This is a genomic window from Pontibacter sp. LHS1 (assembly GCF_058932855.1).
On sequence record NZ_JBZYWF010000002.1, the window covers coordinates 92417 to 118353 of the forward strand.

Here is a 25937-nt window from a genome sequence, read left to right on the forward strand (position 1 = left end):
AAAATAGAGGAGGAACATTATAGAAAGATCTAAAAAATCAAATCTTAGTACCCAGATAAACCGCCGCACAGCCGAAAACCTGCGTGGCGGTTCTACATTCTTCCCTACTCCACCTCAAACACAGCCTGAATCTCCACAGGCGAATTAACAGGTATAGACGAAGCGCCGAGGGCGGCGCGGGCGTGTTTGCCCTTCTCACCGAAAACCGCTACAGCCAGGTCAGAGGCCACATTCATCAACTCAGCATGTTGGGTATAGCCTGTGGGGGTATTTAAAAAGCCTGTTAGCTGCACCACCTGTTTTACCTGGTTCAAGTCATCATTAACAGCGCTTTTCAGCACGGCCAGCACATTTAGCATCGTCTGTCGTGTGGCTTCTTTGGCTTGCTCAGTGCTTAGGTCCTGCCCTATCAGGCCGGGGTGCAGCACCTTGCCTTCTTTCAGCGCCACCTGGTTGATGAATACCAGGTTTCCGGAGCGGGTATGGGGCTTGTAATTGCCCACCGGCTCGGGCAGCACCGGCAGCCGTATACCCAGTTCTTGCAGGCGTTGCTCCACCTCAATTCTACCTGCATCGGGCGCTTTGGCGGGTGACGTTGCTGGAGATGCCGACCTGCGCAAAGGCGCGAGTGCCTTGGCAACCTTGCCAAGGGCCTCTCCCTGCAGTTCGGCCAGGTATAGCTCGTTTTCAGATGGTCTTCCGGAGCCCGGCATATTGGCAAGGGCAGTGATACCGAACACGGTGTTTCCCTGCGCTATGGATTTATCCATTTCTGCTGCTCCCATCATACCTGTAGGCACTAGCACCATCCCATGCACCGCCAGCGTAGACCACATTGAAAGTATAGCTGCCTCTTTTGCCGCTCCGCCACCTGCTGCCATAAACACTGTAGCTGGTACGCCTTCCAGTTTGTGCTGCGACCATAAGCCGAGGGTGCCCTCCAGGAACAGCCGCATGTCGGCTGTGGTGCTACCGAAGTGAATGGGTGAGCCAAAGGCAATGCCATCGTAATCTGCCAGTTCTTCAGGAGTAGCATAAGGTACCGAAGAGAAGGCTTGATTTTCCAGGTCGACGGGCGGCTTGATGTGCGGCACCCGCTTCAGCACCGCTTTCACGCCCTCCTGTTTCTCTACGCCACGGGCAATGGCTGAAGCCAGTTTGTAAGTGGTGCCGCCCTTCGAGTGGAACAGCACCAATACAGTTGTTTCTTTTTTCATGGTTTTATGTTGTTGCGCTTGCAGGCTGGTAAAGGTCAGCAGACCGAGCACAGCCAGGAGTAGTTTGAGTGGCATTGTACCTGCTTAGCTGAGCACCTTGTCAATCGTCTTTCGCTTGTTGGTTTTTACCTCCTTAAAGTGGCTGGCGGTAAGACCCGTTACCTTCTTAAACTGATTAGACAGATGCGCCACACTGCTGTAGCCCAGTTCGTAGGCAATTTCTTTCAGACTGAGTTCATTGTATACCAGCAGTTCCTTTACCTTCTCGATGCGCTGCAGGATTACGTACTTCTCGATGGTTGTACCTTCGGTAGATGAAAACAGGCTGCTGAGCATGCTGTAATCCACCCCCAGCTTCTGCGCCAGGTAGTTCGACATGTTCAGGTGCATGCCAGCATCACTCTGCTGGTGTATGAGATCGATCACGGCCAGCTTTACCTGCTCCACAATGCGTGACTTGCGGTCATCGAGCATTTCAAAACCGTTCTCGGCCAGCACTTGCCGCACATGCAGCAGGTCATGTTCTTCGACTGCGGCTATTTCCGCCTCACCTAAGTCCACCTGCAATACCAGGTAGCCAAGCCTCGTCAGCTCTTCTTCTACCACCCGCTTGCAGCGGTCACATACCATGTTCTTGATGTAGATTTTCGTAGTTGCCATAATGCTTATTTTGTGCAGCAAACATAGCGGGCAATACGAGCTAAAATATTACAACATTTCAGAAAGGGTTTACATATTTTCTGTTTCGCATGCGGTAGCAATTTTTTTACTGGTTAGGCTTCTCATAGGACATGCTCAATTGTGCAAGGCAAGCACCTGTTTGTCCATTGTGACAGGCACTGTTTCACCGGAACTTTGTACTGTGACTCAGGTATACGCCTCGCCTGCATCACCACAAAAAATAATTAAACTGGGGTATAGCCACTTAATAAAATGTAGCCAATGGGCATGCAACGCCACCGCCCTGTCTGGAATCATCAGCTAACAAAATTTTTGACTATCATTCATAATGAAAAAACTATTACTCGCGGCGGCTTTTGTTACAGGCTGCTTTTTATCTCCTGTACAGGCACAGGCCTCTAAACCCGGCAAAAAAGATGATCGTGCAAAAGTGATGCTACTAGGCACTTTCCACTTCTCGCACCGCAACAAGGATATTATCGTAACCGAGAAAAAAGACCAGTTGGATGTGACGAGTCCGGAAAGCCAGGAGGACCTGATGAAGATTAACCGGCAACTGGCTAAATATAAGCCTACTAAAATTGCCGTAGAAGTAATGCCTGAAAAACAGGCAGAGCTTGATTCGCTGTACCGGGCCTACCTGGATGGCCACTTTGAACTGCCGGTAGACGAGGTATACCTGATCGGTTTTCAACTGGCTAAGGAACTGGGGCACCAGCGTGTGTACTGCATCAACGCTATGGGCGATCTCGATACGTACCAAAGGCCCGGCGCGACCAAGTTTGAGCTGCGCGAAGATAAGAAAGAACGTATGGAAAAGTTCTGGACTTACATGCGTGCCAAAACGCTGGAGCGCGCAGAAAAGGACAAAGAGCTGTTCAGCCAGCAGGGTACGCTTTACAAGGTCATTCAGAAGTATAACCACCCTGATACAATACGCCGCAAGCACCAAAACTACTTCCGCGAAGCATTTCAGTACGAAGAGCAGGCATACGACTATACCGGCGTAGACTGGTACAGCGCCACCTGGTTTAACCGCAACCTCCGCATCTTCCGAAACATCCAGCGCATTACCGAATCGCCTGAGGACAGGATATTAGTTATCTATGGCGCTGGCCACCTGGCCCTGCTGCAGGAAGCCGTGGAAAGCTCTCCTACGCACCAACTGGTACCGGCTTATAAACTGCTGAAGTAAGGCAGTAGATTGCTTTTAAGATTTGTTCCTGCAAGATGATAAGGTGAAAACTGTCAACCGGCAGAAGAACAAGGTGCAGGAAGAACTTAATTCTTCGGAAAAAAACCGCTTCAATTAAAAATTGAAGCGGTTTTTTTCCGGTAATTCCCCCTTCTATCATGCAGGCGTCACGCCTAATGTGCGCACTATTCCAACTGTATATCTACGGTATTGTCATCTGTTTCCCAATCAATAAGCAGGTTGTCAGGATCTATGCCAGCACGGGCAGGTTTGCGTTGTACCATCACCGTAATCGTCTGCTTAGCTGAACTTATAAAATGCTTCTTCTTGTAAAGCACCTCGCCTTGACTCTGATCTGCTTTGGCAGGAGCAAATACGACAACTTCTACCCAATCATTCATTGGCTCCTTAGTTTCTACACCTATACTGTCTACCATAAATTTCCGAGCCTGAATTTCAAGTATCACCTGCCAGGCGTCTGGTTTGATCTGCTTCGCCTTGGCTTGTTTCGTCTCCAGTACCCAGAAGGTATTCTTCTCGAAGAGATCATGTAGCAAATACTGAAGAGAGTCAGGTGTTGCCGTCTTTAACTCCCGGTAAAGATCAAGTGAGGTCGGTTGCGGTGATTTCCCCGATCCATTCTTTTCGATCAGGCGCCGGAGTGCAGTATTCATTTTTTCCTTGCCGATGTACTGACTCAGCGCATAAAGCGCGAAGGGACCTTTACGGTAGTTTTGGTACCAGTCATTGGCCTGAAGCAGCGGTACAGCAGCACGAGTACGCGGGTTTTTATATTCCTCCCGCAAGAAACTCTGAAGCCGCTGAAAATGCTCAGGTCCATATTTCTCTTCCAGCACCCCCATCGCAGAATACCAGGCGAGGCTTTCTGAGAGCAGTCCCGCCCCCTCTACATTGGCCGGATCTAACTCGTTGCCCCACCACTGGTGCGCCACTTCGTGTGCCACTACCGCCGTCACCAGGTCAAATCCCCGTGGGTCATCCTTCGGGTTCAAGAGAAAGAAACCCTCCCCGGCCGTAATATTGATGGGTGCGGCGTGGTTACCGAAACTGTAGCCGGAGTACGTGACGAACCGAATCTGCCGGTGTGGGTAAGGCCCGAACTGTTGGGTGTAATAGGCCAGCGAGGCCTGTACACTCCGCAGCATGCGCTCCAGGTTCTCTGTTTGGCCCGGGTTATAGTAAATCTGTATGGCTACATCGTTCCATTGCCCTTCATGCATCGCATAGTTAGCGGAAAAGAAATTATATTCATTCCGAATGGGAGCATCAGTAGCATAGTGGAAGTATCGGCGGCCGCCAGTGATCCAGGTACGGCGCAACGTTCCCGGCGCCACTACGGTCTGATCACCAGCTGTTCCTACGACCGCTTCGAATGAGATGCGCTCGCTGAAGGGTGAGTCTTTGCGCGCTTCCACATCATAGAGAGAAGGAGTAGCGGGCCGGGGTGAAAGCCCATACTTGTTCCTGGAACCAACATCATCCAGCTCACGATAATCCTGATAGCCAATGGCTGGCATCCATTCATAATTCCGGAAGTTGGTGCCATTAGCCCTCACAGAGGCATCTGCTCCGCTATTCGAAAAGCCGCGAGTTTTAGCATTTACTTCAAAACTAAGTAGCAGTGAGTCACCGGGCTGAAGCAATTCTGCAAGCACATAAATTTGGTGACCTAGCTTATCGTCTGCGAGTACCAGCGTCGCTTGACGGTCAAATGCAACATTGGCTGTTTGAACTCCCGCAGCAGTGGCCAGATGGATAGAGTCGATAGCTACTGTGCTATGGTTTACCAAATGGTAGGTGCCGCGTATTTCCGCCTCCCGCCGCTCCGGATAAATCTCAACGTACAGGTTGGTTTTGATTAACCGGGGTTGTGGCCTGCCCTTGTACTGCCGGTAGCGCTTTTCATATTCCGCCCGCTGCTCCATTGCGTTAGATGTGGAGTTATAGTCATTCAGCACATTGGTATTGTAGAAAATGAAACTACCCAATAGTGTAATGTTCCCAACCGAAGTGGCAGCAACCAACATCGTGGAACGAGTGAAGCGGCTGCGGGCCAGTTTGATTCGTGAAGCTATACTTCCCTCCCGGCCCCGCACCCAGAACAGTCTCGCCACCACTGCCAAAAGAAGCGCCCATGCAAGCCAGTATAGCTTGAACCACAGCCAGGGTGCTAGGGAAGTGCCGAAACCTACCATATCCGTATAGGACCAACCTGGGCTGGCTCCAAAAATGAGGAGTTTGTGCTCCATGCCCAGGTTAGCAGCAAAGAGGATGAACCCGTAGACCAGGAGCGCTACTAGATGTCCCACAAATTTATGATTGACCAGCACGTGCACAAAGAGGGCCAGCAGAGCAAACAGGAGGCAATCTACCAACTGTAGCCCGAACATAACCTGCAGGTATAGTCCCATCTCGATGGTAGAAGTACCCATCACTGTCTGAGCCACTATTCCAGTCGTCATCAGGAATACCAGCCACGCCACCAGTAGAAGACTAAGCGCCAGGAACCTGCTCAGAAAAAGAACCCATTCCGGCACCGGTGCCGCGTTCGATATCTCGCTCAGGCCGATTTCCCTTTCCCGCCATACCAGTTCCCCGGCATAATAAATTATGAGCAGGGCGATGATGATCCAGAAAAAATCCAGACTCACTATGGGTGCTGTGAGCGTATCCAGCACAAAGTCTGTTCTGGGCAGCAATGGCACCCCTTTAGCTTTGAGGTTTCCAGACAAGGCAAACCCCATCAGCATGGCCAGTGCTGCCAAAAGAGGGAGCCCTGCTATACTTTTGGCCACTTGCAGAAAGGATTTCATGGTGATGAGGCGCAACTGGCGAAGGTGTGTGGAGAGACCGAATGCTCCCCTGACTTGCGGCAGTGATTCTCCTGTTCTCCACTTCAGCCACTCCGGGGCAGTTATACTGGCAGACTGTTGAAGCCTCTGCTGCTTCCTTTCACCAGCAGCAGGGTATGTGAACCGAAACCGGAAATAGGTGAGTGTCAGCATGCCTAGTGCGATCACCAGCCACAGAAGGCGGTTAAGAAGCAGGGAGCCTTCCAACACGAGCAGACGGTTATTCTTCTCCAGTGGACTCCATTCATTCGACAGATGACTCATAATTGGGGTGAAACTGATGGGGTCTATCAAATTCCCCCATTCCCCCTCGTTCTGCAAAACCTGACCCAAAATGAACGCAGCCACGAAGAGGAGTGCTCCGCCCAGGTAACTTGCCATAGCGCGTCGTGTGAGGGCCGCCAACGAGAACTGGATGGCCGTCACGATAAAAGTATTGGGCAATATAATGTAGAGAAAAGTAGTCAGATAGGCTGCCATACGGAACGGACCCAGCACTTCAGCCTCTACGCCAGAAAAGTATAGGGCAAACAGCGTGCCCAGCAGTATGGCTAGTAGGATAATGCCATTGAGTAAGAAAGCGGCAAGGAATCGCCCTCCCAGATACTCGGCCTTGCTGGCCGGAGCTGTGTAGGTGAGGGAATACATACGTGTATGTACATCCCGGGCAGCCGCGTCGCCCGCCACAGATGCGCCTACCAATACCCACAATTGAAAGCATAAAACAGCGACGGCCGCTATGACTATAGGCGCATTGAGTAAGAAATACCCTTCCCGTGCGTCATGCAGGTAATTGCCTATGAACCATAAAAAAGCGAGCCCCGCCACCACCAAAAAGTACAGCCAGGTAGACACATTGCGTAGCTGGTAGGAGAACTCCAGGTGAAAGATCTTCCGTAATTTCATATGTTTACCTCCTCCACATGCTGAAAGTTCGTGTAAAAACCCGCCATGGTGCTGAAGTAAACATCTTCCAGGCCAGGCTCTACCAGTTCAAAGCCATTGCCCGGACTTTCCTCGCTGTATATATGGACCAGTGTGCGCCCGCTGAGAAGCTTAACAGAGATAATCTTATACTCCTGCTCCAGGGCTGATAGTTCATTCTTATGAATCAGCTTTCGCCAGATCCTGCCTTCCAGGGCGGCAACGGCCTGCAGCGGCGCTGCTTCCAGTAGTATTTTTCCTTTGTTGATAATAGCCATGTTCGTGCACAGCTCCGACACGTCTTCGACTATATGTGTGGACAGAATCACCACACTGCTCTCGCCCAGCTCACTCAGCAGGTTAAGAAAGCGCACCCGTTCGGCCGGGTCCAGCCCAGCCGTGGGTTCATCAACGATCAGTAGCTTCGGGTTGCCCAGCAGTGCTACCGCCACGCCAAATCGCTGGCGCATCCCCCCCGAATAGCCACCCAGCTTCTGCCTGCGCTTGTCCCAGAGATTTGTCTGCCGGAGTAAACGCTCCACCACCTCTTTGCGGGAAGCACGGTTTGTAATGCCTTTGAGAACTGCAAAGTAATCCAGCAGGTCCTCTGCACTCGACTTCGGGTAGACACCGAACTCCTGCGGCAGGTAACCGAGTGTCTGGCGCACCTCCTCCTTCTGGCGCAGCACATCTATTTCTCCCAGGCGTATGCTGCCTTCATCGGGCTCCTGCAGTGTGGCCAGTGTGCGCATCAGTGTAGATTTCCCGGCACCGTTTGGACCGAGCAGGCCGTACATCCCCGAGGGAATGTTCAGGTTAATATTGTTCAATGCCTGTACGCCATTGGCGTAGGTTTTAGAGACATTGCGTATGGACAGGCTGATTTGATTTTCCATAGTTCTGATTTTTTCTGTGATCGTACTCAAGAAGAAAGCGAAGCATCTATACAGATCTAGCCCGCTCATTTTCAGAATAAAGGAAACGCTATGGGACTGGAAAGCAAAAAGCAATATGCTGGCGCTGCTAATGAATCGACCAAAGGCTGCTTTGCTTCCGCCAAAGTACTTGCAGCCTCAACTCCCCATTTCGTAGATCGAGACAGGGCAACGGTCGAGTCGGTGGTGAGGAAATGGCAGGAAAAAATATCTTTGTTTTATGAATCGAATCAAGAAGGTATTCACGCTGATCCACATCGTTCTCTGGATCCTGTTTAGCCTCCTGGTAGCCTTGCAGCTGAGTCAGGATGATGGCCGCTGGCTTACCTTGACCACAGCGTTCATCCTGACTTGTTTGTATGTTTTTTACGGCCATTTCCTTCTCCTTACCCGCTATTTAGGTAGAAGAAAGAAGGGGGATTATTTTCTAAAACTGACAGGGATTATTTTAACCGGTCCCTTGCCCTTTATGTTTTTCCACCCTAATGGATTGGAATCTTGGCCAAATTACTATGTCATGATGCTGATCACGGCTGTTCCCCTTTTCCTCTTTCTCGGTTGGCTGGCCAGAGTCACAGAGAACCTGGTGCTTAATACGATCAGGAAAGAGCAGCTGGAGAAACAGGCCGTGGAGGCAGAGCTGTACTATCTGAAGTCACAGATCAATCCGCACTTTCTGTTCAATACCCTCAATAACATTCATACGCTGGTATACAAACAGGCTCCGGCAGCACCGGAGGCCGTTATGCGCCTATCGTCTTTGATGCGATACATGATCTATGAATCCAATGCCCCCACCGTACCACTTTCAAGGGAAATGAACTACCTGCAGGATTATATAAGTCTGCAGCAGCTCCGGTATAAAAAGAGCCCGGTGGTGGACCTGCAAATTGAAGGAGACACAGACTCCTGCCACATTGCCCCGCTGCTGTTCATTCACCTCATGGAGAATGCCTACAAGCACAGTCCTGCACGGTTGGAACCCGGTGATGTAAAAGTGAGCGTAGAGATAAAAGAAAATACCCTTACCTTCCGTATCCAGAACCCGATTGGAAGACACAAGGGAAATAAGCTGGAAGAACCGGGAGGCATCGGGCTGCCGAATGTTCGGAAAAGACTGACTTTGTTGTATCCGGACCAACATAATCTGGAGCTCAACAGCACGGACGAAACGTTTACAGTTACTTTAAAGATTCACAATCTACATTCACAGGTTCATGAAAGAGAAGCTCACTTGCTATATAATTGATGATGAGCACCTGGCCCAGGAAATACTGGAAGAGTATATAGCGAAAGTCCCTTTCCTGGAGCTGAAAGGCACCTTCATGAGTCCTTTGGAAGCAGCCGCAGAAATAGATAAAGATAAGCCCGACCTGCTTTTCCTGGACATCAACATGCCTGACCTGGACGGACTCAGTTTCATCCCGATGCTGAACCCAAAACCTATGATCATCCTGACGACTGCCTATGATCAGTATGCCCTGAAAGCCTTTGAACTGGAGGTGAAGGACTACCTGGTCAAACCGTTTTCCTTTGAGAGGTTCTACAAAGGTGTATTTCGATTGTACCAGGAACAAGGTAACCGGCAGCTACCGGAGAAGAAAGAAGTTATAGCTGAGCCGAAGCATGAACAGGAATACATCTTCCTGAAAGTGGGCCATCGCATCCAGAAAATTGCCACCCGCGATATTCTATTCGTGGAGGGCATGAAAGACTATCTGCGGATCCATACAGCCAAGGAAAAGATCATGACCCTGCTGAGCTTTGCCAGACTGGAGGAACTGCTGCCAGTTCAGGACTTTGCCCGCGTACACCGTTCCTATATGGTTGCCATCGACAAGATCGTTCACATCGAAAAGAACAGGATCAGCATTGGAGACCAGATCATCCCGATTAGTGATACCTATAGCGACAGCTTCTACAAAAAGTTGAGAGGATTGGCCTGAATTGGAAAGATCAGGGAGCATATGACTCCCCAGCGCAGATCCAATCCTATATCTTGCAGCATCACATCACTTCCTTCTGCAGTTTAATTATTCCGTGTTAATGCGCTACTCTGGCAGCACAAATTACGTAACAATATGATCGTAACTTATTGTGAATGTAACATTTAATACGAAGTATCTTGTCTATGAAAAAACTTTACAGGCCTTCCGCATTCACCATCATATCTATGCTAACCTTACTGCTCCTGCAGGGCTGCTACAAGCTCAGGGGGCACTACGGGGGCGAGCAGAGCTTCGAGGCTACGCAGCGGCCCGTGCAGCCAACGGATGTGGCCTTGCCCAAGGGGTATAAAATTGAGGCTGTTGCAACTGGTTTGACCTATCCCACCGGCGTGACCTTTGATGATGCAGGTAATGCTTATGTGATTGAAGCAGGCTATTCTTACGGTGAGATCTGGACAACACCGCGGCTGCTGAAGATAGAACCCTCCGGACAAACAACGCAGGTGGCAGCTGGTGATAAAAACGGCCCCTGGCTTGGCGTCGCATTTCATGACGGAGCATTTTATGTAGCCGAGGGAGGCACCATGGAAGGCGGCAGAATTCTTAGAATTACCCCGGAGGGCGAAATTACCAGACTGGTGGAGAATCTGCCAAGCTTTGGTGATCACCATACCAACGGACCGGCCATCGGGCAGGACGGCTATGTATACTTTGGCCAGGGCACTGCCACCAATTCCGGCGTGGTGGGTCCCGACAATTATGACTATGGCTGGTTATCACGCAAACCTGAGTTTCACGATATACCCTGCGAAGACATCGTGCTGGCGGGGCAGAACTTTGTATCTGATAATCCGCTCACGCCCGACGACAAGGACAAAGCCACTACGGGGGCTTTCCTCCCTTTCGGACAAGCCTCACAGCCCGGCCAGGTTATCAAAGGCCGTATACCTTGCTCAGGTGCCGTCTTTCGGGTACCTGCCACTGGCGGGGAACTGGAATTGGTCGCCTGGGGCTTTCGCAACCCATTCGGACTGGCATTCTCGCCGGAGGGCAGGCTGTTTGTGACAGACAATGCCTACGACACACGGGGCAGCCGGCCAGGTTATGGCAACGGCGACTGGCTCTGGTCTGTCAGCAGCGGCACCTGGTATGGCTGGCCGGACTATTCTGGAGGCGATGCCATGAATACGGAAGATTACGAAACGAACAAAGAGGACCCGAAATTCATTTTGGCCAAGCATCCCGCCAAACCTCCCCGACCTGTTGCTACACTGGGTGTTCACTCGTCCTCAAACGGCTTTTCATTCTCCTCCAGTCCTGCTTTCGGGCATGAAGGGCAGGCCTTCGTAGCACAGTTCGGTGACATGGCGCCTGAAGTGGGCCGCATCTACGGACCTGTTGGATATAAAGTGGTGCGGGTAGATGTAAAAACCGGCGTGATCACGGACTTTGCCGTGAACAAGGGCAAAACCAATGGCCCCGCCTCACAGATTGGCGGCGGCGGTATAGAGCGACCCATCGATGCGGAATTTGACCCCAGCGGCCAGGCCTTGTATGTAGTGGATTTCGGCATCATGCCGATGACAGAAAAAGGCCCTGCTCCCAAACAGGCGACAGGCGTACTTTGGAAAATAACGAGGGAAGGAGGCAATTGAAATGAAGGACAGCATCACAACTCACATCCTGCATAACCGGACTAAATACTGCCTGGCAGTTTTGCTCCTACTTGTAACAGCAGCCTGCGGCACGGCAAAGCGGGGTGAGCCGATCAGTGGCCCCATTCCGCTGGAAACAGAACAACTGGAACGGGGGCAGCTGGTCTTTATGCAACATTGCCAGAAATGTCACCCAGGAGGAGAGGCTGGTGTAGGACCGCCGGTCAACAATGTGCCACTGCCAGGTGGCCTGATCAAGTTTAGAGTACGAAGCAAGGCTTTTCTATTGGGCTTGGGCAGGATGCCCTCCTTTAAAGAACACGAAATTCCGGATGAAGACCTGGAAGCACTGGTGCGCTACATGAAAGCAATGAAAAAGAATAAACCTCTGAACGAGAACCTGGTGTCTAATTAGAGCAGCTAGTCTCAGGCAAGGGTGCGACAGGTATAGGTATAGGTATAGACACAGTCTAAAACCGGTAGCTCCCCGTAATGCCATAGGTACGTGGGCTCCCGAGGCGCACGGCACCGAAGCCGTAGGCGTAGGCGATATACCGCTTGTCAGCCAGGTTTCTGCCCCATAGCATCAGTTCATAGCCTTTGTAGGAGATGCCCGCTCTGGCATGCAGTATGTGGTAGCCCTCCTGCTCCAGTTGGTTGGCCAGATCAAAATACTGGCTGCCCAGGTAATGCCACTCCCCTCTTGCCAGCAAGCTAACTGTCTTCTCCGGGTTAAGGTCGTACCTGTATTGCAGTGCCAGCATAGAGGTGACCTCAGGTGTAAAGATCTGCCTGTTTCCATCCAGGCTTACCTCCTCTCCCCCCACAATGCCGCTCAGCCGGGTATACACTGCATGGGTATAGCCAAAATTATAGCTTGTCTCCAGCCCCTGCAGCAGCACAGTGGTTAGCTCTGCTTCTACCCCCCTGCTCCTCAACCTGCCTGCGTTGCGGGTAATGACAAGCGCCTCGGGCATCACCAGCACAGGTACCTGCGCATCGCTTACCTGCACATGGAATGCAGCGATGTTCAGGCGTAACCGGTTTCCCAGAAAAGAGCTTTTAACGCCAGCTTCATAATTGTCACTCTCCTCGGGGTCATACGCATAGAGCGGAGGCTGTGCAGGATCTGAAGAAAGCTGGGTGATGCCACCTGCCCGGAAGCCACGGCTATAGGTACCGTACAACTGGTGATTTTCCGATATCAGGTATGCCAGGCTCAGTTTGGGTGAGAAGGCACGAAAGCTGGCTTTTGCAGCTGTGTCGGCTTGCGTAATGATCGGCTCCGCTTCATTCGTCCAGAGCTCGCCCCTCACTTGCAGCGATTTGCGTTCGTAATCATAACGCAAGCCCGCCGTTATTTCCACTTTTGGACTGATGCGGTAAGTTGCCTGGCTGTATAGGGCTGCTCCATAGCTTTCGCCCCTGTTAATAATCACGCTGCTGAAGTCAGGAAAGGGAGCGCCTACCATGGCTGCGTCCTGCCCGAAGTATATTCCCTGCTTCACCGGACTCTCGCTGTGGAAGCCATAGAAGCCGGCCGTCCATTGCAAAGGTGAAGCGCTGGCAGCCGGTGAAGTAAAGCGGAGTTCCTGCGTGCGTACCTGTACCTTGTTCCAATCCCTGCCAAAGTCATTCACGATCGAAATACCATCGATTGGTGAGAAATCGCCATCAAGCGGCTGGTCATAGTACCTGTAGTTGCGCTGGTAGGCGGTGTGCGAGGAAAATTGAATATGGCGGGAAGTGTAGTTAACCGACAAGGAGGCATTGAACGTATTATCCACCATCTCACCCACTGCATTCTGATTCAACTCAAAGGGATTTTCCAGCGCCTCTTCCAGCCCCATTACCAGCGGGAAGGGTCCGCTGTTCCGATTTGCGCTGTGCTTCACATGGAGTGTGAAGTTCAGGCTGGGAGCTGCCAGGTACTTCAGGTAATAATTGCCCATCCATACCTGCTGCCTGTCATAATCACTGTTGTCAAAGCGATTGGTATAGAAACCATTCTGCCTCCGGTGTAGCCCGGCTATACCTAGCAAGAGACGGTCTTTTACGACCGGAGTTTGCAGGGAGCCGCTGTAGCGCTGCTGCCCGTAGTTGCCGACGCTGGCTTCAGCCGATCCTCTCAGACGATTGTCTGGCTCACGGGTGATGATGTGGATGACACCTCCCATGGCATTCCTTCCGTAGAGCGTCCCTTGCGGACCGCGGAGCACTTCAATGCGCTCGATGTCCAGGAGGTCGGCCATGTATGTGTCCAGGCTAAACTGATTCACACCGTCAATGTAAGTAGCCACTGCCGGGTCGTAGGAGGTGGTGGTGATACCCCTGATAGAAGTCACAGGCCTGTTATCACCGGGGTCTGCCGCATAGAGGTTAGGTATGATGGCCGTGATATCACGCACATTCCAGAGCCTGTACTCCTGCACCTGCCTGCCGCTGAGTGTTGAGATGCTGAACGGAACCCGCTGCAGGTCCTCCTCCCGTTTCTGGGCCGTTACGGTCACCTGCCCCAGCTGCCTGCTGACCGCTGGTAGCCGCACATCCAGTTGCTGTGTTGCATCGCTTATCGTCACGAGGTCGATCGTGGTGGCATAGCCCAGCGCACTGGTCCTCACCCGGTAGGTGCCCGCAGGTATACCTGCAATCGTAAAGCTGCCACGGCTGTCAGTTGTCGCACCCAAGGAAGTGTTCAGGAGATGAACAGAGGCTCCCTGAATGGCAGTTGCATTCTCATCCTGCACCGTGCCGGATAGCGAGTTCTGGCTGTAGGAAGCTTGTAAAATGAGGGAGCAAAAGACACATGCTAAGAGTAGAGTTTTGAGCATATTCTTATACCTGCAGGGCAAGCGTTTTTGATTTGATTAACCCCAAATGCAGCGCACCAGGGCTAGCCAGAACGACAGAAGTTGAACTATACCAACTGCTCCGACTCTGAGCATCTACGCCTATTTGTCAGGTATGGTTTTTTCAGCAGACGCAGGCATAAGTATTTAAGTACCAACCAGGTATAAACATTACCACCGCGTACCTTCAGGACGACAAATCCGCTACAGCACCGCCACTTCGATACCCTATACCTGCAATCTTTTGTTCGCAGAATAGTTTTACATCATACTGCTACTTAATTTTGTGGTAACACAGCCTGCCTTGAAAAGCCGGGCCTGCTGATACCAGCCTCTTTTATGTTATCCAAAAAGACAAAGTACGCTTTCCATGCACTCACCTACCTGGCCGAAAACCAGGATAAGGGTGCCGTGCTTATACAGGAAATCGCAGTTAGTAAGAATATCTCACATAAGTTCCTCGAAAACATCCTGCTCGAGCTGAAGAAGGCAGGTATACTGGGCAGCAAAAAAGGCAAAGGCGGCGGCTATTACCTCATCAAAAAACCAGAAGAGATCACACTGGCCAAAATCATCCGCCTGCTCAACGGACCTATCGCCTGGCTCCCCTGCGTGAGCCTCAACTATTACGAAAAATGCTCCGACTGTCCCGACGAAGCCACTTGCAACATGCACCTCATCATGTGCCAGGTGAGAGATCAGACTTTGGCTGTTGTCGAAAACAAAACCCTCTCCGACCTGATCACCCCAAGCAACTGAACAACTGCGCCTTAAATATTAGATATAGCTGATTTTAGATTTTTTTAGCTTGTTACCCTACTAAATTTGTAGGTTTTGTGTAGTTTTGGTGCTCAATGCAGCACAATGCTACTAGACCGATATCTCCAAAAAGCTTTTAGTAAAAAGCAGCGTCCGCAGAAAAAGGACAGCAAATTCAAAAGTGTTGCCAAGGCGATTTCATGGCGTGTCCTGGGCACTTTTGATACCATTGTTATTTCTTACCTGATCACGGGTGAGCTTAAAATGGCTTTCTCCATCGGGTCGATAGAAGTGTTTAGCAAGATTCTGCTCTATTACGTCCACGAACGGATCTGGGAACGATTCACTGTAAAAAAAGAGGCCAATGAACTTGAAAAATCAAATACCGTCGCTGCTTGAGCAACTGGCAGACCTGTCACTCCCTCAAGCACTGGCATGGGTAGCAAACCGATTCCCCTGCCGCGTTGCTTTTTCAACAGCGCTGGGGCAGGAGGACCAGGTCATCACCCACGCCATCTTCTCCAATCAGCTTCCGATCAGAATTTTCTCGCTCGACACAGGCCGCCTGTTTCAGGAAACCTATACCCTCTGGAGCGAAACCGAATACAAATACAAAAGCAAAATAGAACCCTACTTTCCGGAGGCTGCCGATGTGGAGGCGTTGGTTACCAAAAACGGTGTGAATGGCTTCTACGACTCCGTCGAGAACCGAAAAGCCTGCTGCCATGTGCGTAAGGTGCTTCCGCTGACGAGAGCACTGCAGGATGTGGATGTTTGGGTTACCGGACTGCGCTCCGGCCAAAGTGCCAACCGCAGCAGTTTCAGTCTGTTGGAATGGGACGAGGCGTTTCAGGTAATCAAATTCAACCCGATCATCAACTGGTCATTCGACGAAATGATTGCCTACCTGCAGGACAACAACGTACCGTATAATACGCTTCACGACCAGGGCTTTGTCAGCATAGGCTGTGCGCCCTGTACCCGGGCGATACTGCCAGGTGAAGAACCGCGTGCCGGAAGGTGGTGGTGGGAACAGACCCAGAAGGAATGCGGTCTGCATGCAAATTACTTTAACAAACAAAATTAATATGGCTACTCACAACGCTGTATTTCCCCGAGAACTGGAAGACGAAGCGATCTACATCATACGGGAGGTCGCTGCGCAGTTTGAAAAACCTGTGCTCCTGTTCTCCGGCGGAAAAGACTCGATCACACTGGTAAGACTTGCCTACAAAGCCTTTTATCCGGCTAAAATCCCTTTCCCCCTGCTGCACATCGACACAGGGCACAATTTCGAAGAGACCATCCAATTCAGAGATGAGCTTGTAGAAGAACTGGGCCTGGAGCTGATCGTGCGCTACGTGCAGGACAGCATTGACCAGCAGAAGGTAGTGGAGGAAACCGGGAAGTATGCCAGCCGCAATGTGCTGCAAACCGTTACGCTGCTGGATGCCATCGAGGAGTTTGGCTTTGACGCCTGCATTGGTGGCGCCCGAAGAGACGAGGAAAAAGCCCGCGCCAAGGAGCGGATCTTCTCGGTTCGTAATGACTTCGGCGAATGGGATGCTAAAAAGCAGCGCCCGGAGCTGTTCGATATGCTCAACGGCAGGATTAACCTGGGTGAGAACGTGCGCGTTTTCCCGATCAGCAACTGGACGGAACTGGATGTGTGGAACTACATCAGAGAAGAGCAGCTGGCTATACCTTCTATTTACTACTCACACGAGCGGCAGACTTTTGAGCGTGACGGACAGATCCTCCCCTACTCTGGTTTTATGACGGTGTCGGATGACGAGCCGGTGAGCACTCGCATGGTGCGCTTCCGAACGGTGGGCGACATGACCTGTACGGCTGCAGTGGAGTCAACTGCCGTGGCAATTGAAGACATCATCGCGGAAATACTGAGTGCCACGGTGTCCGAAAGAGGTGCCCGCATAGACGACAAACGTTCGGAGGCGGCGATGGAAAAAAGAAAGCAATCAGGATATTTTTAAGGTATGGACGTTCTAAAAATAGCAACCGCAGGAAGTGTGGACGATGGGAAAAGCACCCTGATTGGCCGACTCCTTTTCGAGACCAATTCGATCACCACCGATAAGCTGGAAGCCATCATGGCAAGCAGCAAAAAGAAGGGTCTCGACTATGTGGATCTGTCGCTGCTTACCGATGGCCTGATTGCCGAACGTGAGCAGGGCATCACGATCGACGTGGCACACATCTACTTCTCTACGCCCAGGCGCAAGTTTATCATCGCTGACACACCGGGGCACTTCGAGTATACCCGCAACATGGTAACAGGCGCTTCCAATGCCAATGTCTCCATGATCCTGGTGGATGCCCGCAACGGTGTGGTGGAGCAGACATACCGGCACTTCTATATTTCCTGTCTGCTGCGCATTCCGAATGTGGTGGTTTGCGTGAACAAGATGGACCTGGTTGATTACGACCAGACAAAGTTTGAGGAAATAAAGGCCGCTTTCATGGCCTTTGCCGAAAAGGTGCGCTTCCCGGGTCAGGAGATCAGCTTTATACCAGTGTCTTCGCTCTACGGCGAAAACCTGGTGCGTCAGTCAGCGCACATGCCCTGGTACCAGGGGGGATCGCTGCTTAGTCTGCTGGAGGCTATACCTTTGGAAAAGCAACTGTCAGAAGAAGCAAGCCGCTTCCCGGTGCAGTACGTGGTACGGCCAAAGTCTGAGGAGTTTCATGACTACAGGGCCTATGCAGGTAAAGTAGCCAGCGGACTGTTGCGCAAAGGAGAGCGTGTAGTCGTGCTGCCAAGCGGGCAGGAAACCTCGATAGCCAAAATTGAAAAGTATGGCCGTGAGATAGAAGCGGCGCAGGCTAAGGAATCCGTCAGTCTGCTACTGCAGGATGACGTGGACATCAGCCGGGGCGATATGATCGTACCTATTAGCCAGTTGCCGCAGCAAAGCAGACAGCTTCAGGCCACCATCTGCTGGATGGACAAGAAGCCGCTGCGTGTGGGTGGCACCTACCTGTTACAGCATGGGGTCAACACTTCCAGAGCCAAAGTCAGCGCACTCTCCAACCTGATAGATGTGGTAACGCTTGGTGCTGATAGTAATGTAAGCGAACTAAAGCTTAATGAAATTGCCGACGTGCAGCTGAAAACAGCCAAGGAGGTCTTTTACGATGCCTTCGCTGAAAACAGGGCCAACGGCTCGTTCATCCTCATCGACGAACGGTCTAACTCGACGGTCGGCGTTGGCTTGATCAGATAATACTGAGCTTTAAATTAAAAAGGGATTGAAGCAGCTGGTTATTGCTTCAATCCCTTTTTCTATACCTGTTCCTACTGCGCATTCATGATGGCGCTTTGATGATTGATGGATTCCTGATGCACGGCTTTGAGATACTTTTCAATAAAGTCCCTGCTCAGACCAAGCTTCTCTCCTCGCTTAAAGGACTGCTCCAATACATCGTTCCATCTGGACGCCTGCAGAATGGTCAGCTTGTTCTCCTTCTTGTACTGGCCGATGCGCTCCACCACCTGCATCCTCTGTGACAGCAGGGTAAACAATTCACTATCAAACTGATCTACCTGACTGCGAAGCTCCTGCAGGGTATCATCCACCCCCACTTTACCCGCATAACCGTTTCGGAGCACCAGCCCGTCAATGATTTCCGCCAGTCGCTCCGGCGTCACCTGCTGTTTGGCGTCGCTCCATGCCTTGTCCGGGTCAATGTGGCTTTCCAGCATCAGGCCGGTATAGTTCAGGTCCATCGCCTGCTGCGAGATCTCAGCCAGTAACTCCCGGTTACCGCAGATATGGCTCGGGTCGCAGATCATGGGCAGGTCAGGCATCCTTCTTTTCAGCTCGATGGGCAGTTGCCACTGTGGCGCGTTGCGGAATTTTGTCTCGCCATACTTGGCAAAGCCCCGGTGGATGGCACCCAGTTTGGTTATACCTGCCCCGCTCAAGCGCTCCAGCGCCCCGATCCACAGCTCCAGGTCGGCATTGATCGGGTTCTTGACCAAAACCGGCACATCTATACCTTGCAGGGCATCCGCGATTTCCTGCACCGAGAAGGGATTGACTGTCGTGCGTGCGCCTATCCACAGAATGTCCACGCCATACTTCAGCGCTTCCTCCACATGCTGCTTATTGGCCACCTCCACTGCAATCTTCATACCTGTCGCCTCCTTTGCTTTTCTCAACCACTCCAGACCGATCGTGCCGATTCCTTCAAAATTATTGGGTCTTGTGCGGGGTTTCCAGATGCCGGCCCGCAGCACATCCACCTTGCCAGTTGCAGCCAGCTGTCGGCAGGTCTCCATCACCTGCTCCGCCGTTTCGGCGCTGCAGGGACCGCTGATCACCAGGGGCCGTTGCAGGTCAGGGAGCCAGGTGGTAATCGGGGCGATCCCCAATTTGTCTTTCCCAGTGAGCGGGGGAGCAAAGGGCTTCTGTCGGTTCTTGAGCTCTATGCCGTCGAGTATGCGGCTGATCTGGTTAGCCGTGGAAATCATATCATAGGTTTCGGAGCTGAGGCCCTCGTCAATCGATTCTTTGAAGAGCAGCAGCTGTTCGATGTAAGCATCCAGTGCCGCTGATACATGGCCGGCATTCTGCTTAAAGATAGGCGCCCACATGTCGGGAGAGCTTTTTGCCAGTCGCACGGTAGACGCAAAACCGCTGCCGGCCATATTGAAGATGCTTTTCTCATCCTTTTCGATCTTCAGCACCGTCAGCCCGAGCGCAAAGGAAGAGATGTGGGATAAGTGCGAAACAAAGGCGATGTGTCGGTCATGTTCACGCGCCTCCATGTGCACTGTTTCCATTTTCAGGGCGGCAAACACGGATTCCGCTTTCCGGACTGCTTCCTCGCCTGAGGCGGTCGCGTTGCAGATAATGTTCACTTTGTTGTCGAAGAGCTTGTGGTGCGCCGCTCCCGGACCGGTATTTTCAGTTCCGGCAATCGGGTGGCAGGCGACAAACTGCTTTCGGCGGGGATGGCTTGCGACTGCCTTGCAGATCTGCTCTTTTGTAGATCCCACGTCCAGCACAACGGTACCGTCTTCAAGCTGGTTTAATAGCTCCAGCACGATACCCGGGGTCACATCTACCGGCGTAGCAACGATGATCAGTTCACAGCTGCTGGCCAGCTCTGCCAGACTGCCCTCTTCCTGTATAATGCCTGCACTTTTCGCAATCCGGATGTGCTCCGGATTATTGTCTAATCCGATTATTCTGCTGGCAAAACCACGTTGCCTGAGGTCCATCGCCATGGAGCCTCCTATCAATCCGATACCTATTACGCCTACGATCATGATGATTTGACTTTAGTTTTCTTAAATGCTTTTATTCTTTCCAATGCTGTCTGCAGCTGATCTGCGTCAGCGCACAGCGACACCCGGATGTAGCGATCCCCGTTCGTTCCGAAAATGAAGCCGGGCGTGATAAAGACCCCTGCTTCGTAGAGGAGTTCGTCCACCAACTGCTCTACTTTGACTCCTTCCGGAGCACGTCCCCACACAAACAATCCCACTTGCTCAGTGCTATACCTGCAATCCAGGGTGTCCATTAGCTGCCAGACCAGCTTCCGCCGCTCCGCATACTGTGCGTTCAGTTCATCAAACCAGGCCTGGGATTGTTTTAAAGCCTCGATAGCGGCCTGCTGTATACCCAGGAACATACCTGAGTCGACGTTGCTTTTGGCAATCAGCACATTCGAGATATGCTGGGGATGGCCTGCCAGCATACCCACACGCCAACCGGCCATGTTGTGTGACTTGCTCAAAGAGTTCAGTTCCAGTACATGCGTTGAGATACCCTTGACTGAGAGAATGCTTTCAGGTTTGTCGTTGAGGATAAAACTGTAAGGATTGTCATGACAGAGCAGGATATCGTTTCGCTCCGCAAAATCCACGAGTTGTGCGAAGGCTGATTTAGTCGCCACAGCCCCGGTAGGCATATGCGGGTAGTTCACCCACATAAGTTTCACCTTGCTGAGATCCTGCTGCTGCAATTCCTCCAGATCTGGCAACCAACCCGTTTCCTCCCGCAGGTCATAGTACCGCACCACCCCACCCGCTACTTTGGTTGCAGCGGCATAGGCCGGATAACCCGGATTGGGCACCAGCACCTCATCCCCGGCATTCAGGTAGGCGTTGGAAATATAAGTGATGCCCTCTTTCGAGCCCAGCAGTGGCAATATTTCTGTTTCCGGATCCAGAGTAACCGCGTAGTAGTTGGCATACCAGTCACGGAAGGCTTGCCGGAGGGCTGGTGTTCCTTTGTAGCTTTGGTAGCCATGTGCTTTGTCGTCTTTGGCGGCAGCGCACAGCGCCTCCACCGCCTCTTGTGGCGGGGCCATATCCGGACTGCCTATACCGAGGTTGATAATGCTTTTGCCGGATGCGTTCAGCTGGGCGACCTCCCGCAGCTTATGGGAGAAGTAGTACTCCTGCACATCACCGTATCTGTTTGCTATGTTCACCATCTGCTTGTTTTAGATGTTTTGAATCCTTTTAAATAAAAAAAGAGTCCGCCGGATGGGGACTCTTTGTAAGTGAAAAGCAACAGCTTGCTTTTTACCATAGGAACCCCGCCTGCTTCCTGCGATAGAAGTAGTAATAGTAAAAAGTAAAATAGCTGTTCAGTTTCGCTGTCATGTCTTCACACAAAAAAAGCCTCCGATCGGGAGGCCTCTGATTTATAGCTGTTTGTCAACCTATAGCATCGCCACCCTTATTTACATAAAGTAAAATAGTAGTAGCTATAATAGGTGATATGATTTTGGGCTGTGTTCATTTCTGCTGGCTAATATCTGATATATTACTTACAATCAAAAAATTAAAGCTGAAAATATTTTGCAGAGGCTTGATTGCGAAAGTGCAGGTATACACGGCACAGGAAATGGAATGAGCCAGCCGGTTTCAGTTGGAAGCTTAAAAATGTGAGGCCATCAACCTGTAAATTAGTACAAATGCTCCCGCCTGCATTGGCCTGCTTAGCGAAAATCACTAAATTGATCTCCTAAAACCTTAACAAATGAAACGAATCATATCCCTTTGTCTGCTAGCCCTGCCCCTATTTCCGGCAGCGGCGCAGCAGACCCAGAAGCCGGTGCTGCACGGCAAGAACTGGGTAGCCATTACCGGCAAACCGCTTGCGGCCACTGCCGGCGCCATGACCTTCCAGAAAGGCGGCAACGCCGTGGATGCGGCCTGTACCATGCTGGCGGCCACCTGCACCATGTGGGACGTGCTGAGCTGGGGAGGCGAAACACAGGCGCTGATCTACAACCCCAAAACCAAAAAGGTAATCGCCCTCAATGCGATGGGCGTAGCCCCTACCGGCGCTACCGCCAAGTTCTTCAAAGACAAAGGCTATAACTTCCCGCCGGAGAACGGTCCGCTGGCAGCCACCACACCTGGTACCCCGGGCGGACTGATGCATATGCTGGCTAACTACGGCACTCTGAGTCTGGAAGAGGTGCTGGCGCCTGCCATGGAAATGGCGGCAGGCTACCCAATTGAGGCGCAGACTGCGAATAGCATTGAGAAAAACAAGGCGTTGATCAAGCAGTGGCCATACAGCAAAAAGGTATTCCTGACGCATTTAGGTGAAGAGCGTGAGGCACCAAACGCCGGTGAGATCTTTGTGCAGCAGGACCTGCTGCAGACGCTCACCAAACTGGTGGAAGCTGAAAGAGCAGCCCTGAAACAAGGCAAAAGCCGAAAAGAGGCCATCATGGCAGCCTATGACCGCTTTTACAAAGGCGACATTGCCGAGGAATTTGTGCGCGGTTCCAAAGAGCAGGGCGGACTGATCACGATGCAGGACCTGGCCAGGTGGAAGCCGATCGAGGAGGAGCCGATGATGGTGAACTACAAAGGCGTGGAGGTATACAAGCTGCAGCAGTGGACGCAGGGGCCAACCATGCTGCAGGCGCTCAACATTCTGGAGAACTTCGACCTGAAAGACATGGGTTATAACAGCACCCGCTACATCCATACCCTGTACCAGGCCATGAACATGTCCTTTGCCGACCGCGACTTCTACTACGGCGACCCTTACTTCAAACCGGAGGAGCCCATGAAAGGACTGCTGAGCAAGGAATACGCTAAACAACGTGCCAGCCTGATCCGCTACGACAAGAACGACGCTACCATCGGCCCTGGAGACCCCTACCCTTTTGAAGGCAGAAAGAATCCTTACCTGAAGATGCTGAAGAAAAGAGGCTACGAGCCGGACACGGTGCGTCGCAATTTTGCCCCAACCCACGACCAGCGCAGCGGCTCTTCTATGGAGGATACCGAGTACCAGGACAGACTGTGGCGCGGCACCACCACCATCGAGGCGGCGGACAAAGAAGGCTGGATCGTTTCCATCACGCCAAGCGGCGGCTGGCTTCCGGCTACTATCGCGGGTAACACGGGCATCGGTATGAGCCAGCGCATGCAGAGCTTCGTGCTCGATGCGGAGCTCAATCCTTTCAACGTAGTGGAGCCAGGCAAACGTCCGCGGGTGACCCTCACCCCTTCCATGGCACTGAAAGACGGCAAACCATTCCTGTCCTTTGCAGTGCAGGGCGGCGATACACAAGAGCAAAACCTGCTGCAGTTTTTCCTCAACGTGGTGGAATTTGACATGAACGTACAGAAAGCAGCCGAAGCAGCCAATTTCAACACCAACCAACTCTGGCTGTCACTGGGTGGCACCAAGACCGATGACCGCAAACCGAAGCCAGGCCACATCCTGCTCCATGAAAGCACGCCGGAATCGGTGCGCAATGAGCTGAAGAAAATGGGCTATACTCTGAGCTTCGGCGACCGCACCAGCGGACCTATCAACGCCGTCTTTTTCGACTGGAAACACGGCAGCTTCTGGGGAGGCTCCAGCAACCACGGCGAAGACTACGGCATCGCCTGGTAAGGTATAGCTGTTACACCATCCATTACAAAGCCCCTTCAAATCGGAGGGGCTTTTTTTTAACTAAATACCCACATGTAGGTATTGGCGTGACCGATCCGGAATGCTACCTTTGCCGCCTCTGAATGCAAAATATTGTTTTTTTGATGCTTTTATGTGCCGTTACCCTTTGCATTTAGAGGCGTGTTTTACACCCGAATGCCTTTCCAGGCTATGAACTACAGCTTACCCTCTTTCTATTTACTCACTCTTATACACTTTGCATGAATCGAAAAGTTTACGCATTAAAATTCGGGCTTTGCCTTGGCCTGCTGGCATCGCCTTTTTTACCACAAGTAGCACAGGCACAACAGTTAGGTATAGCCAACAGCAACTATGCAGGCACCAACAGCCTCTATACCAACCCATCAGCGATCGCTGACTCCCGCCACAAATTCTTCCTGAGCCTGTTCTCAGCAGAGTTTGGCGCTACAAACAATTACCTGCGCTACGATGCGCCAATGTCGCTGTTCAAGCTGGCACGACAGGGCGAGGAGTTCAGGAGCGAATACATACAGGAGAATCTCAATGGCAAGCAGAAGCTCGTGATGGCTGGTGCAGACTTCAGAGGTCCTGCCCTGATGGTAAAGCTAAGCCCGCTGCACAGCATTGCGGTAACAACGCGTGTACGTGCCGCTGCGCAGGCTAACAACCTGTCAGAAGAAGTGGCGCGGCTGTATAAAGTGGCAGACGGTGAAGACGACAGCTACCTGTACAAGCGCTATACCGGCAACAGCATGAACCTCAATGCCAATGTATTCTCCGAGTTTGGCCTGAGCTATGCCCGTGTGGTGCTGGACCAGGGACCGCATTTCGTGAAGGCAGGTTTGACGCTGAAGCGCCTGAACGGAGGCTCTGCCGCTTACCTGAACCTGGAAGACACCGACCTGCAGGCTGAGGAGAGAGCAAATGAAGTTACCGGGGATGCCGACTACGTGGTGAAGCTGGATAAAGTGCATGCCCGCTATGGCTACGCCGCCATGCCGGAGTTTGACGCAGCCGAGAGCGGTGACCTGCTGGGCCTGTTGTTCGGAAGCAAAAGCGCTGGCAACGGCTGGGGAGCCGACTTGGGCTTTACCTACGAGTACCGCACCAACAACCCGGATTACCAGATCACCCGCAATGGGCAGATACTGACAGACGTGGAGCAGAACAAGTACAAGTACCGTGTGGCGGTGTCCCTGATGGATGTTGGTGGCATCAATTACAACAACCCGGACCTGGTATGGGCCTATGACGTGAAGCGCACAAACAAGGAGGTCAATCTGACCGAATTCGGCGAGGCAGAAACCACGGAGGAAATGCTGGACTACCTGAACGAGCAACTGGGCGTGAGCGAAAATGAAAAGACAACTTCTTTCCGCGCAGCCCTCCCTACTGCCCTGCACATCAACGTAGACTATCGTCTGACACGCAACCTGTACGCAAACGCCACCCTGATCCAGGGCGTGCGTGGACGCAATGCGATCGGGATGCGCCAGAACTCACTGTTTGCCATCACGCCGCGTGCCGAATTCAAAAAGTTTGAGCTGGCCATGCCGGTTGCCCTGCAAAACAATTACTCGGTGCTGACCGTGGGTGCGATGGTGCGTTTCCTGAACTTCTACATCGGTTCCGACAACATTGGCGGTGCCTTTAACCTGGGCAAGCCTTATGGCGCCAATGCCTATGTGGGCGTGTCGCTGCTGCCAATCCTGAATCGCAACCCGAAAGAGAAGAAGGTAAGCACCCCTGCACAATAGGCAGCTTAATTCTTTTAGCATTGCATTGCCAAAGCCCCGTAACCAGAACAGTTACGGGGCTTTTACTTCTAAACCCAGGCCGCTACATCCGGACTGACAAAATTTAAGCAGTAGATCCTGTTAAAAAAATTGCATGTCTTTCCGTTCAGGCCTTATTCATAAAATCCAATCATTTCGTTTAATTTTCTATATATAGTAAAATTTCTCTTTTTCTTC

At 51.8% G+C, this 25937-nt stretch carries 20 protein-coding genes; 13 read left to right on the forward strand and 7 right to left on the reverse strand.

Going from position 1 to position 25937, the window contains the following annotated elements; genetic code table 11:
• Positions 1-104: 104 nt before the first annotated feature.
• Entirely contained in the window at positions 105-1217 is a 1113-nt protein-coding gene (wrbA, locus tag AC5FXQ_RS04795; protein ID WP_493601353.1) for an NAD(P)H:quinone oxidoreductase, read from the reverse strand.
• An 84-nt stretch (positions 1218-1301) separates the two neighbouring features.
• Positions 1302-1877 carry a helix-turn-helix domain-containing protein gene (locus AC5FXQ_RS04800; RefSeq protein WP_493601354.1) on the reverse strand — a complete coding sequence of 192 codons (576 nt, stop codon included), beginning with the start codon at positions 1875-1877 and terminating at the stop codon, positions 1302-1304.
• A gap of 349 nt (positions 1878-2226) precedes the next feature.
• On the opposite strand from AC5FXQ_RS04800, the gene AC5FXQ_RS04805 reads away from it, so the two are divergent.
• Positions 2227-3093, forward strand: a complete 867-nt coding sequence (locus AC5FXQ_RS04805; RefSeq protein WP_493601355.1) for a DUF5694 domain-containing protein — start codon at positions 2227-2229, stop codon at positions 3091-3093.
• A 185-nt stretch (positions 3094-3278) separates the two neighbouring features.
• Here AC5FXQ_RS04805 and AC5FXQ_RS04810 read toward each other — a convergent pair whose 3' ends face one another.
• The gene (locus AC5FXQ_RS04810) at positions 3279-6872 is read right to left on the reverse strand and encodes an ABC transporter permease/M1 family aminopeptidase (protein ID WP_493601356.1); all 3594 of its coding nucleotides are present in this window, start codon (positions 6870-6872) and stop codon (positions 3279-3281) included.
• Positions 6869-7786 (reverse strand): ABC transporter ATP-binding protein, encoded by a 918-nt coding sequence (locus AC5FXQ_RS04815; RefSeq protein WP_493601357.1) that lies wholly within the window; start codon positions 7784-7786, stop codon positions 6869-6871. Before AC5FXQ_RS04815 ends, AC5FXQ_RS04810 begins: the two co-directional genes overlap by 4 nt.
• Before the next feature lie 90 nt (positions 7787-7876).
• Here AC5FXQ_RS04815 and AC5FXQ_RS04820 point away from each other — a divergent pair, with 90 nt between their 5' ends.
• The 5 genes from AC5FXQ_RS04820 (at position 7877) to AC5FXQ_RS04840 (ending at position 11844) form a co-directional block, all read left to right on the forward strand.
• Positions 7877-8104 (forward strand): hypothetical protein, encoded by a 228-nt coding sequence (locus AC5FXQ_RS04820; RefSeq protein WP_493601358.1) that lies wholly within the window; start codon positions 7877-7879, stop codon positions 8102-8104.
• Complete coding sequence (locus tag AC5FXQ_RS04825; RefSeq protein ID WP_493601359.1) at positions 8046-9074, forward strand: sensor histidine kinase; 1029 nt, start codon at positions 8046-8048, stop codon at positions 9072-9074. Before AC5FXQ_RS04820 ends, AC5FXQ_RS04825 begins: the two co-directional genes overlap by 59 nt.
• On the forward strand, positions 9043-9771 hold the full coding sequence (locus AC5FXQ_RS04830) for a LytR/AlgR family response regulator transcription factor (protein ID WP_493601360.1): 729 nt from the start codon (positions 9043-9045) through the stop codon (positions 9769-9771). Before AC5FXQ_RS04825 ends, AC5FXQ_RS04830 begins: the two co-directional genes overlap by 32 nt.
• 227 nt (positions 9772-9998) lie before the next feature.
• Positions 9999-11429, forward strand: a complete 1431-nt coding sequence (locus AC5FXQ_RS04835) for a PQQ-dependent sugar dehydrogenase (RefSeq protein WP_493601361.1) — start codon at positions 9999-10001, stop codon at positions 11427-11429.
• 1 nt (position 11430) lies between these two features.
• On the forward strand, positions 11431-11844 hold the full coding sequence (locus AC5FXQ_RS04840; protein WP_493601362.1) for a c-type cytochrome: 414 nt from the start codon (positions 11431-11433) through the stop codon (positions 11842-11844).
• A gap of 55 nt (positions 11845-11899) precedes the next feature.
• Here AC5FXQ_RS04840 and AC5FXQ_RS04845 read toward each other — a convergent pair whose 3' ends face one another.
• Entirely contained in the window at positions 11900-14260 is a 2361-nt protein-coding gene (locus AC5FXQ_RS04845; RefSeq protein ID WP_493601363.1) for a TonB-dependent receptor, read from the reverse strand.
• Between the two features lie 357 nt (positions 14261-14617).
• Between AC5FXQ_RS04845 and AC5FXQ_RS04850 the strand changes: the two genes are divergently transcribed.
• The 5 genes from AC5FXQ_RS04850 (at position 14618) to AC5FXQ_RS04870 (ending at position 18282) form a co-directional block, all read left to right on the forward strand.
• Complete coding sequence (locus AC5FXQ_RS04850; RefSeq protein ID WP_493601364.1) at positions 14618-15037, forward strand: RrF2 family transcriptional regulator; 420 nt, start codon at positions 14618-14620, stop codon at positions 15035-15037.
• A 105-nt stretch (positions 15038-15142) separates the two neighbouring features.
• The gene (locus AC5FXQ_RS04855) at positions 15143-15436 is read left to right on the forward strand and encodes a DUF2061 domain-containing protein (RefSeq protein ID WP_493601365.1); all 294 of its coding nucleotides are present in this window, start codon (positions 15143-15145) and stop codon (positions 15434-15436) included.
• The gene (locus AC5FXQ_RS04860; RefSeq protein WP_493601366.1) at positions 15402-16124 is read left to right on the forward strand and encodes a phosphoadenylyl-sulfate reductase; all 723 of its coding nucleotides are present in this window, start codon (positions 15402-15404) and stop codon (positions 16122-16124) included. Before AC5FXQ_RS04855 ends, AC5FXQ_RS04860 begins: the two co-directional genes overlap by 35 nt.
• Position 16125: 1 nt before the next feature.
• On the forward strand, positions 16126-17031 hold the full coding sequence (gene cysD / locus AC5FXQ_RS04865) for a sulfate adenylyltransferase subunit CysD (protein WP_493601367.1): 906 nt from the start codon (positions 16126-16128) through the stop codon (positions 17029-17031).
• Between the two features lie 3 nt (positions 17032-17034).
• Complete coding sequence (locus tag AC5FXQ_RS04870; RefSeq protein ID WP_493601368.1) at positions 17035-18282, forward strand: sulfate adenylyltransferase subunit 1; 1248 nt, start codon at positions 17035-17037, stop codon at positions 18280-18282.
• Positions 18283-18353: 71 nt separating this feature from the next.
• On the opposite strand, the gene AC5FXQ_RS04875 is transcribed toward AC5FXQ_RS04870, so the two are convergent.
• Together AC5FXQ_RS04875 and AC5FXQ_RS04880 are read right to left on the reverse strand one after the other, a co-directional pair.
• Positions 18354-20333, reverse strand: coding sequence for a prephenate dehydrogenase (locus AC5FXQ_RS04875; RefSeq protein WP_493601369.1), 1980 nt, complete (start codon positions 20331-20333; stop codon positions 18354-18356).
• Entirely contained in the window at positions 20330-21505 is a 1176-nt protein-coding gene (locus tag AC5FXQ_RS04880) for a pyridoxal phosphate-dependent aminotransferase (protein ID WP_493601370.1), read from the reverse strand. The genes AC5FXQ_RS04875 and AC5FXQ_RS04880 overlap by 4 nt, the downstream gene beginning before the upstream one ends.
• Positions 21506-22056: 551 nt before the next feature.
• Between AC5FXQ_RS04880 and AC5FXQ_RS04885 the strand changes: the two genes are divergently transcribed.
• Together AC5FXQ_RS04885 and AC5FXQ_RS04890 are read left to right on the forward strand one after the other, a co-directional pair.
• Positions 22057-23943 (forward strand): gamma-glutamyltransferase family protein, encoded by a 1887-nt coding sequence (locus tag AC5FXQ_RS04885; RefSeq protein WP_493601371.1) that lies wholly within the window; start codon positions 22057-22059, stop codon positions 23941-23943.
• A gap of 260 nt (positions 23944-24203) precedes the next feature.
• Positions 24204-25721 (forward strand): DUF5723 family protein, encoded by a 1518-nt coding sequence (locus tag AC5FXQ_RS04890; RefSeq protein WP_493601372.1) that lies wholly within the window; start codon positions 24204-24206, stop codon positions 25719-25721.
• Positions 25722-25937 lie beyond the last annotated feature (216 nt).

Bases quoted from the DNA above. Each gene is read 5' to 3' on its own strand.
- AC5FXQ_RS04860 (WP_493601366.1), top strand. From the start codon at position 15,402: ATGAACTTGAAAAATCAAATACCGTCGCTGCTTGAGCAACTGGCAGAC.
- AC5FXQ_RS04850 (WP_493601364.1), top strand. From the start codon at position 14,618: ATGTTATCCAAAAAGACAAAGTACGCTTTCCATGCACTCACCTACCTG.
- AC5FXQ_RS04875 (WP_493601369.1), bottom strand. From the start codon at position 20,333: ATGATCGTAGGCGTAATAGGTATCGGATTGATAGGAGGCTCCATGGCG.
- AC5FXQ_RS04820 (WP_493601358.1), top strand. From the start codon at position 7,877: ATGGGACTGGAAAGCAAAAAGCAATATGCTGGCGCTGCTAATGAATCG.
- AC5FXQ_RS04825 (WP_493601359.1), top strand. From the start codon at position 8,046: ATGAATCGAATCAAGAAGGTATTCACGCTGATCCACATCGTTCTCTGG.
- AC5FXQ_RS04890 (WP_493601372.1), top strand. From the start codon at position 24,204: ATGAATCGAAAAGTTTACGCATTAAAATTCGGGCTTTGCCTTGGCCTG.
- AC5FXQ_RS04880 (WP_493601370.1), bottom strand. From the start codon at position 21,505: ATGGTGAACATAGCAAACAGATACGGTGATGTGCAGGAGTACTACTTC.
- wrbA (WP_493601353.1), bottom strand. From the start codon at position 1,217: ATGAAAAAAGAAACAACTGTATTGGTGCTGTTCCACTCGAAGGGCGGC.
- cysD (WP_493601367.1), top strand. From the start codon at position 16,126: ATGGCTACTCACAACGCTGTATTTCCCCGAGAACTGGAAGACGAAGCG.
- AC5FXQ_RS04810 (WP_493601356.1), bottom strand. From the start codon at position 6,872: ATGAAATTACGGAAGATCTTTCACCTGGAGTTCTCCTACCAGCTACGC.
- AC5FXQ_RS04815 (WP_493601357.1), bottom strand. From the start codon at position 7,786: ATGGAAAATCAAATCAGCCTGTCCATACGCAATGTCTCTAAAACCTAC.
- AC5FXQ_RS04830 (WP_493601360.1), top strand. From the start codon at position 9,043: ATGAAAGAGAAGCTCACTTGCTATATAATTGATGATGAGCACCTGGCC.
- AC5FXQ_RS04845 (WP_493601363.1), bottom strand. From the start codon at position 14,260: ATGCTCAAAACTCTACTCTTAGCATGTGTCTTTTGCTCCCTCATTTTA.
- AC5FXQ_RS04805 (WP_493601355.1), top strand. From the start codon at position 2,227: ATGAAAAAACTATTACTCGCGGCGGCTTTTGTTACAGGCTGCTTTTTA.
- AC5FXQ_RS04800 (WP_493601354.1), bottom strand. From the start codon at position 1,877: ATGGCAACTACGAAAATCTACATCAAGAACATGGTATGTGACCGCTGC.
- AC5FXQ_RS04840 (WP_493601362.1), top strand. From the start codon at position 11,431: ATGAAGGACAGCATCACAACTCACATCCTGCATAACCGGACTAAATAC.
- AC5FXQ_RS04835 (WP_493601361.1), top strand. From the start codon at position 9,999: ATGCTAACCTTACTGCTCCTGCAGGGCTGCTACAAGCTCAGGGGGCAC.
- AC5FXQ_RS04870 (WP_493601368.1), top strand. From the start codon at position 17,035: ATGGACGTTCTAAAAATAGCAACCGCAGGAAGTGTGGACGATGGGAAA.
- AC5FXQ_RS04885 (WP_493601371.1), top strand. From the start codon at position 22,057: ATGAAACGAATCATATCCCTTTGTCTGCTAGCCCTGCCCCTATTTCCG.
- AC5FXQ_RS04855 (WP_493601365.1), top strand. From the start codon at position 15,143: ATGCTACTAGACCGATATCTCCAAAAAGCTTTTAGTAAAAAGCAGCGT.